This is a genomic window from Novosphingobium sp. CCH12-A3, assembly GCF_001556015.1.
Classification (GTDB): Bacteria; Pseudomonadota; Alphaproteobacteria; order Sphingomonadales; family Sphingomonadaceae; genus Novosphingobium; species Novosphingobium subterraneum.
In genome coordinates, this window is the sequence record NZ_LSIA01000069.1 from 1 (window position 1) to 6,852 (window position 6,852).

The window sequence follows — 6,852 nt, forward strand, 5'->3', positions numbered from 1 at the left end:
CTCGGCATCGCGGCGCCCTCGCACATGGACGAGGAGGGCCACATGATCCGCCGCTTCGAACTCGTGCGACCGCTCCGCAGCGAGTACCTGCGCGCTGACCGCCTCCACGAGTCCGCCTGGGAGCCCTTCACCAAGTCCACGTTCAGTGCGCTATGGGAGGAAGAATACGCCGCCGACGAGAGCCAGCTTGTGACCGAGACCGTCTATCTCGCAACGGGACTACTCCTGCCAATCTGGGGCGCGCTTCCCAAGGAGGATCTCACAGTCAATCGCATCGTCGACAAGTCCGGCGCCTCCTGGCTTGGGCGGCATGTTCAGGACCTCTACGTCGATGCTACCCTCGAGAAACTCGGCGTTGCCCGCAAGGCGCAGACCGATCCCGCCAAGATTGCTGCCGCCATTCTCGGCGGGGGCACATGGAAGGCCCCGCACCCCTTGGGCTTCACGATCCGCACAGCCCGCGTGAACGGTTCCCGAAGGATCGAGATTGTCGATGCCGAAGCTGCGCGCATTCCCGAGCTCAAGTCTCAGGGCTGCTTCACCGAAATCATAGCCTACAAGACCCGCGTGTTCGTGCCGATGGACGGAGCAAGCGAGATTCTTGGGAGGATCATCGCTTAGTCGTTGGCCTGCGTCACTGCAGGTCAGATAGATTCGGCGTGGCCGCTCAGGATCGACGCGGTGACGAACAGGCCATGTGCCTCCAGGGAGCGCAGGTAGTCCTCAGCGGACATTTCCGGCCGCTTCAACCGAATGCGCAGAGTGCGGATTGTTGCAACCGCCTTGCCCTCATCGAGCGCGATGGTGTCTGCGATGAACTCGTCTGCGGTCCGCGCTTCGATGTTGAGCGGCCCGAGAATCGCTGCCGGGAAATCGTTGATGTTTTCGGTCACGACAGCCTTGGCCTGCGTCGGGACTGCAGCGGCCAGCACATGCTCGTCATTGGCGTCGGGAAGTCCGAATTTCAGGGCCGCAACTGAAGCGTGCGCCTCAACGAGAGCCTCGGGAAAAGCCTGGTGCATGGCGTCGACGGATCGAGCGGCCCTTGTCGGTGCGTCAGCGAACCCTCGCTCGGCAAAGATCTTGTCCAATGCCGCACGAGTCTCATCAAGGATACGTTGCGACCAGCGCACACGAAAGAATTCTGCCTCGGCGAGCGTGAGCAGCAGATCACGACGCGGCGCGCTGACCAGTGTGCAGGCATCGACCAGAGCGGTGTAGCGATTGGCGAACATGGCAGGTTCAAATCAATACAGGTCCGAGCCGTCCGCAATCAGTTCGTCCATCGCCTTCGAACGGATCTTATCGCGCTCCGCCTTGTACGCGAACACGTCCTCGGCCTTGAGCCGCCGATGCCGTCCTACCATGCTGTGCGGGATGTCACCCTTCTCGATCAACCTGATCAGGTAAGGACGGGACATGTTGAGCAGATCTGCTGCCTGCTGCGTCGTCAACATCTGCTGGATCGGCACGAGCGTGACGGCATCCCCGCTCCCGATGTGACGCAACAACTCGAGGAACAGGTCCGACATCGCCGGTGTCAGCGTGATCTCGACCGGTTTCCTGGTCTTTGGATCGGGCACGCGCAACTTGGCCTCGCCGGCCTTCTGCGAGGCAAGGATGCGCCGAAGCTGGTTGGCGATCTGGCGATCGTCGGCAGAGGGCAGCCTGTTGCCGAAGGGCAAGGCATTGGCTGGCAGTGTCATCGTGTCTCTCCGCTGATGGCGATATTCCCTATCGCATATTCGCAATAAACGCAACCAAGTTGTGCGCCTCAGGTTCCGACGCAGGTCCGGTCCGTGAGGCATAAATGATCGATTTACGCGTCATGGCACCAAGCGGCCCGCTCTGGGAAGCGCGGTTGCGCCCGGGAATTCGGGCAATCCTGAAATCGTGAGGGGAGGGGGGCTGGAAGGGGTGAGCCGAAGGGCTCGGCCAAATCCGGCCTTCAGGAGCACCCCCATGAACGATATCGAGTTGATCCCGCTCGGCAAGCTGCGCTTGTCCGAAGCCAACGTCCGCAGACAAGACAGCAACCTCTTCATCGAGGAATTGGCCGCCAATATCGAGGCCAAGGGCCTCCTCCAGAACCTGATCGTCGTGCCCGCCAAGAAGCGAGGGCTTTTCGACGTGACCGCAGGCGGTCGCCGCCTGCGCGCCCTCAACTTCCTTCTGACGGCCGGCAAGCTCCCCAAGGACCACCCCATCGCCTGCCGGGTGCTCGACATCGATGCCGCCGAGCAGTCCGAACTCTCGCTGATCGAGAATGTCATTCGCCTCGACATGACGCCGACCGACGAGATTCGCGCCTACAAGCACTTCGTGGGCGAAGGCGCGGACCTCGACGCGATCGCCAAGCGGTTCGGCCGCACCCGCCGGTTCATCGAAGGCCGCCTGCGGCTTGCGGACCTTGCCGATCCGATCTTCGCCGCGCTCGAAGAGGGCAAGATCACCCTCGACGTCGCCAAGGCCTATGCGACCACGCCCAATCACGAGCGCCAGATGATGGTCTGGAACGAGCTGTCGAACTCCTGGCAGGGCAACAATCCGGACTCGATCCGCCGCATGGTCACGCACAGCGCGATCCGCTCATCCTCGCCGATGGCCAAGCTGGCGAGCGAGGCCGACTACCTTGCCGCCGGCGGGAAGATCGAGCGCGACCTGTTCACCGAGGGCGGCGGCGAAACCTGGATCGATGCCGAGATTGCGCAGCGCATCGCCGGCGAGAAGCTCCAGGCCTTTGCGGCCGAGGTCGCCCAAACTTCCGGCTATGCCTGGGTGCGCCCGATCCTCGAGACGCGCGTCACCTACAACGCAACCGAAGACCTCCACCAGGTCCATCTCGAACCGGCACCGCTCACCGAGGAGGAACAGGTCGAGGCCGACAAACTGCTCGAGACGATCTCGGCGCTCGAAGCGGAAAGCGAAACCCTCGACGAAGACGACGAGGCCGCTGCCGCCGAGTTCCAGGAGCGCTGGGATGCCGCAAGCAGCGCCTACGATGCGCTCCACGACAAGCCCCCGGTGATCCCGGAGGAAATGAAGGCCAACGTCGGCTGCTTCGTGATCATCGGCGCCGATGGCCGGCCTGCGGTTGCAAGCGGCCTCTACAGCGACAAGCCGCTCGAACGCCGTAAGGCACGTGGGTCCGACGCGAGCGAGGGTGCCAGCGGAGCAGGGGAGGGCGGTAGCGCCGCTACGGCCCCCAAGCTGTTGTCGCAGAAGCTGGTCGAAGAGCTCGCTGTCCAGCGCCGCGACATTCTCGCGATCAACCTCGCCTCAAACCCGGCGATCGCACTCGACTACCTGATCTTCGCCATCGCCGACTCCCGTGCGCTCTACAGTGCGCAGGCCCTGGGCACGACGCTCCGCGCGCCGTCGCCCTCGCTCACCCTCGCCAACTACCCGGAAAGCCCGGCGCATACGCTGATGGCCGACATGCGCGAGACGCTCGACCTGTCCTGGACCGAGCACTGCCGCACGGTCGACCGGTTCTCCGCGTTCAGCGCGCTCGACGACGATGCCAAGGCAAGCTGGCTTGCCTTGTGCATGGCCAAGACGCTCGAGGCCAGCATGGGGATCGACAAGAAGGCGGGCCAGTCCGGCCCTGAGCCGATCGACCTTCACGACCATCTCGCCGCCCTGATGGGGATCAAGGTCGCCAGCCACTGGCGGCCGACCTCGGCCAACTACTTCGACCGGGTAGCCAAGCAGACCCTGCTCGGCCATGTCCGCGAAGTCGGCGGGCCGGCCATGGCAGCAAGCTTCATGGGCTCGAAGAAGAGCGACCTCTCGGCCAGCTGCGAGAAGCTGTTCGCAGGCGAAACAATTGTTGCCCCCGAGATCAGGGAAGCAGCACTCGCCTGGGTGCCCGAAGCCATGCGCTTCCGGGTGCTCGCCGCGAGCGCGCCCTGTGAGGAGGCACCGGTCGAGCACGAACCTGCCCAAGAGGAGGACGTCGCAACCAGCGAGACCGTCGACGCCTGAACCAGCCTTGTCGGCACGCTGGCCAGCGCCCACCGTCGCTCTGGGGCAGCGTGCCGGTCCCTCCAGGACACGACACCATGACCATGAACACCAGGCCAGGTGCGCGGGTCTCGCCTGAGGCGACCTCCAGGGTTACCTTGTATGCTGGGTCTGCAATCTCGAACTGCCAGGATGAGGCTGAAGTGCGGGCAGGGGCGGGGCAGTCTCCGCGCCGACACAAGCAGCTGGCGGTGGCTGGAGCGTCGGTTCATTACGAACAGAGCGATCTATCTACGGTCTGGCGAGATACATCACTTGCGATCACGAGATATCCGACAGCCACGCATGGCTTCATGCCGACGAAATCGCAAATGTTGCTGCAAGGCCGGGGCGAGCTTCAGCCCTTGTGCATGCCGACCTCGTAAACGCTTGCAGGCGCGACCGAGCTGCAAGAGGTCTCTCCTTGACGCACATCGCTTCCAACCACACCTCGGATTGAATGCCGCGAGGAATGACGCTTTATAGCGGCAAAATTTCCGGAGCATTGCAATGGCGATGCAGAACTACGCTGACAACGGTGCGTTCGCTCCGCGCAAGGTCGTCGATGTGCTGCGCACCACCAGCGACGAACTGGCACGCTCGCTGGGCCTCGGCAAGAACGCGATCCAGCGCAAGGACCGGATCGCGTCGACACGCACCCAGCGCCGCCTTCGCCAGATGGTCGAAGTGCTCAACAAGGTCGAGCCGCGCTTCGGGTCCGCGTTGCTGGCCTATGCCTGGTACCGCTCCGAGCCGCTGCCGGGCTTCTCGGGCCAGACCGCAATGCAGCTCGTGCAGAACAGCCGGGCCGATGACGTGCTGGCCTATATCGACGCTGTCGACGCCGGCATTCACGCCTAGCCTCATGCACTTCACCGGGCTGCTCTACCGCGCCCACAATCCGGTCTGGTCCCGCGAACCGTTCTCGGGGGAAGGGGCTGCCCGGTTTGGCGGACGGTTCAATCGCTTGAGGCGCGCGGCGCTCTATACTTCGCTTGCGCCTGAGACGGCACTACGCGAGGCCAATCAGGTCGGCACGTTGCAGCCGACCACCCTGGTAGCCTATCGGGCCGATATCGGGCCTTTGCTGGATGGCCGCGATACAGCCGTACTCCAGCCCTTCGGCATGGCACCGGCGGAGCTTGGCGACCCAAGCTGGCGGGACCGGATGCTCTCTGGAAAGCCCGTGCCCACGCAGAACCTCGCCGAGGCCGCGATTGCGCAAGGCTATGTCGGCATTGTCGTGTCGAGCTACGCCCGCGGCGCTCCCGCCGACGCTCTCAACCTCGTCCTGTGGGAGTGGGAAGGGCGCGTCACGCTCGTCGATGACGACGACGGGCTTGGCCTGCGCGCTCCGTGACTTCTGCCGCCGAGCCGAGATACCACGAGGGCCCCTCGAGGCAGTCGGCCGAGCATGCTCGGACAGGCCCTTCGGGATCGCTCGCGGCCACAGGATCGACGGGCGGTCCAAGCTGATGGCCCGGGCGATGAATCTGTTCCCTGCATCGCGCAGTAAGGGACGCAGGACAACGAACAGCCATGCAAGGTCATCCAGTGCCTGGACGATGCCCAAGCCCCGTCAGCTGTCGAAGACAGCCCCGACAGGGCTCGCAAGCCGGTATTGGAGCTTTCGGAGCTATGCCGGCAGTAGCCGGTCCGGATTCCGGCGAGAGATCGAGGTTCGGTGCGCAGTCGCCCAGATCGGGGACCCTTGTCGACCTTGACAATCGCAAAGCGGCACGCGTCATTGCGCATCTGCCGCACGATAGCGGGCAGCCTTGTGCGGACACTGCCTGTCGGCCCGCTCGCCGACGGAGGCCCTGATCTGGCCTACTGCCGTTGTTCCTCGACATGCTTCTGGAACCCGACGCGAGGGAAACCACGACGTCAGGGTCCGGTCGGTCAGCTGCCTTACGCCAGCATCGCTGAACCGCATCGCCCGGCATGGCAATGCGGGGGCTGATGAGGCGCGGCTGACGCTGCGCGAGAAGAGGCCTTGCAGAACCGCAGCAGGCGATGCCTCAGGGCCAGGTTGCGAGCATCGAACGTTTCCCTGGAACAGCCCGCACAGGAGACTGCCACAGCTCTCGCTGGTGTGACAGGAGGGAGAGAAAGCGGGTGTGGGGATCACGGGCTGAAGGAGGGGAGGAGAGCTCCTGTCTGCCCGTCGTGAAAGGTCCGCCATGTCCCGAACCCACCCTTCAACGCCGCGAGCCGATGTCTATTCGCGCATCACCCACGAAATTGTTTCTGCCATCGAGTCCGGCGCCGGCACTTGGCGTATGCCTTGGCATCATGATGGCGCTGCCACGGCCCGAGCGCAGAACGTTGCCTCACGCCGCCGTTATCGAGGTGTCAACGTGCTGGCGCTATGGATCGCCGCAAGGGCGAGCAGCTACTCCAGCGGTCTTTGGGGGACCTATCGTCAATGGGCAGCGCTTGGCGCGCAAGTTCGCAAGGGAGAGCGCGGAACGACTGTCGTGCTTTGGAAGCAGGTGGCCTCACCTGCCAGTGACGATCATGGCGACGACCAAGCCGGCCCTGCCTGCATGTTCGCCCGGGCCTTCACAGTGTTCAACCTCGCACAGGTCGAGGGCTATGAGCCCCTCCCGGTCGCGGTCTTGCCCGAAAGCGAGCGGCTCGCACATGCCGAGGCTTTCGTGGCAGCCCTGAACGTTCCGGTTACCGAAGGCGCTTACGATGCGCATTACCGGATCGATCTCGATCACATCTTCATGCCGCACTTCTCCTCGTTTCGGGATGCGTCGGCACACATGGCCACTCTTCTGCACGAGGTATGTAACATCGCAAGTGTCCTCATTTCGAGGACAGTCGATGGCCTTTGCG

General features: G+C 63.9%; 6 protein-coding genes and 1 pseudogene. 5 read left to right on the plus strand and 2 right to left on the minus strand.

The genetic code is table 11. The annotated features are described in order from the left end of the window. Nucleotides 1–621: pseudogene (locus AX703_RS05145) on the plus strand (methylase); the annotation flags it as partial. Nucleotides 622–644: 23 nt separating this feature from the next. Here AX703_RS05145 and AX703_RS05150 read toward each other — a convergent pair. Both AX703_RS05150 and AX703_RS05155 read right to left on the minus strand, forming a co-directional pair. Next, the gene (locus AX703_RS05150) at nt 645–1,235 is read right to left on the minus strand and encodes a PIN domain-containing protein (RefSeq protein ID WP_062343061.1); all 591 of its coding nucleotides are present in this window, start codon (nt 1,233–1,235) and stop codon (nt 645–647) included. Between the two features lie 12 nt (nt 1,236–1,247). After that, the gene (locus AX703_RS05155; RefSeq protein ID WP_039338233.1) at nt 1,248–1,706 is read right to left on the minus strand and encodes a helix-turn-helix domain-containing protein; all 459 of its coding nucleotides are present in this window, start codon (nt 1,704–1,706) and stop codon (nt 1,248–1,250) included. Nucleotides 1,707–1,962: 256 nt separating this feature from the next. Between AX703_RS05155 and AX703_RS05160 the strand changes: the two genes are divergently transcribed. From AX703_RS05160 to AX703_RS05175, 4 genes are all read left to right on the plus strand, one after another. Next, a complete protein-coding gene (locus tag AX703_RS05160) occupies nt 1,963–3,987 on the plus strand; it encodes a ParB/RepB/Spo0J family partition protein (RefSeq protein WP_062343064.1) in 2,025 nt (674 codons plus the stop codon). A 528-nt stretch (nt 3,988–4,515) separates the two neighbouring features. After that, a complete protein-coding gene (locus tag AX703_RS05165; RefSeq protein ID WP_062343066.1) occupies nt 4,516–4,866 on the plus strand; it encodes an MbcA/ParS/Xre antitoxin family protein in 351 nt (116 codons plus the stop codon). A 4-nt stretch (nt 4,867–4,870) separates the two neighbouring features. After that, the gene (locus AX703_RS05170) at nt 4,871–5,365 is read left to right on the plus strand and encodes an RES family NAD+ phosphorylase (protein WP_062343068.1); all 495 of its coding nucleotides are present in this window, start codon (nt 4,871–4,873) and stop codon (nt 5,363–5,365) included. Nucleotides 5,366–6,188: 823 nt separating this feature from the next. Continuing rightward, the coding region (locus AX703_RS05175; RefSeq protein ID WP_062343070.1) for an ArdC family protein at nt 6,189–6,852 on the plus strand (664 nt) is incomplete at its 3' end.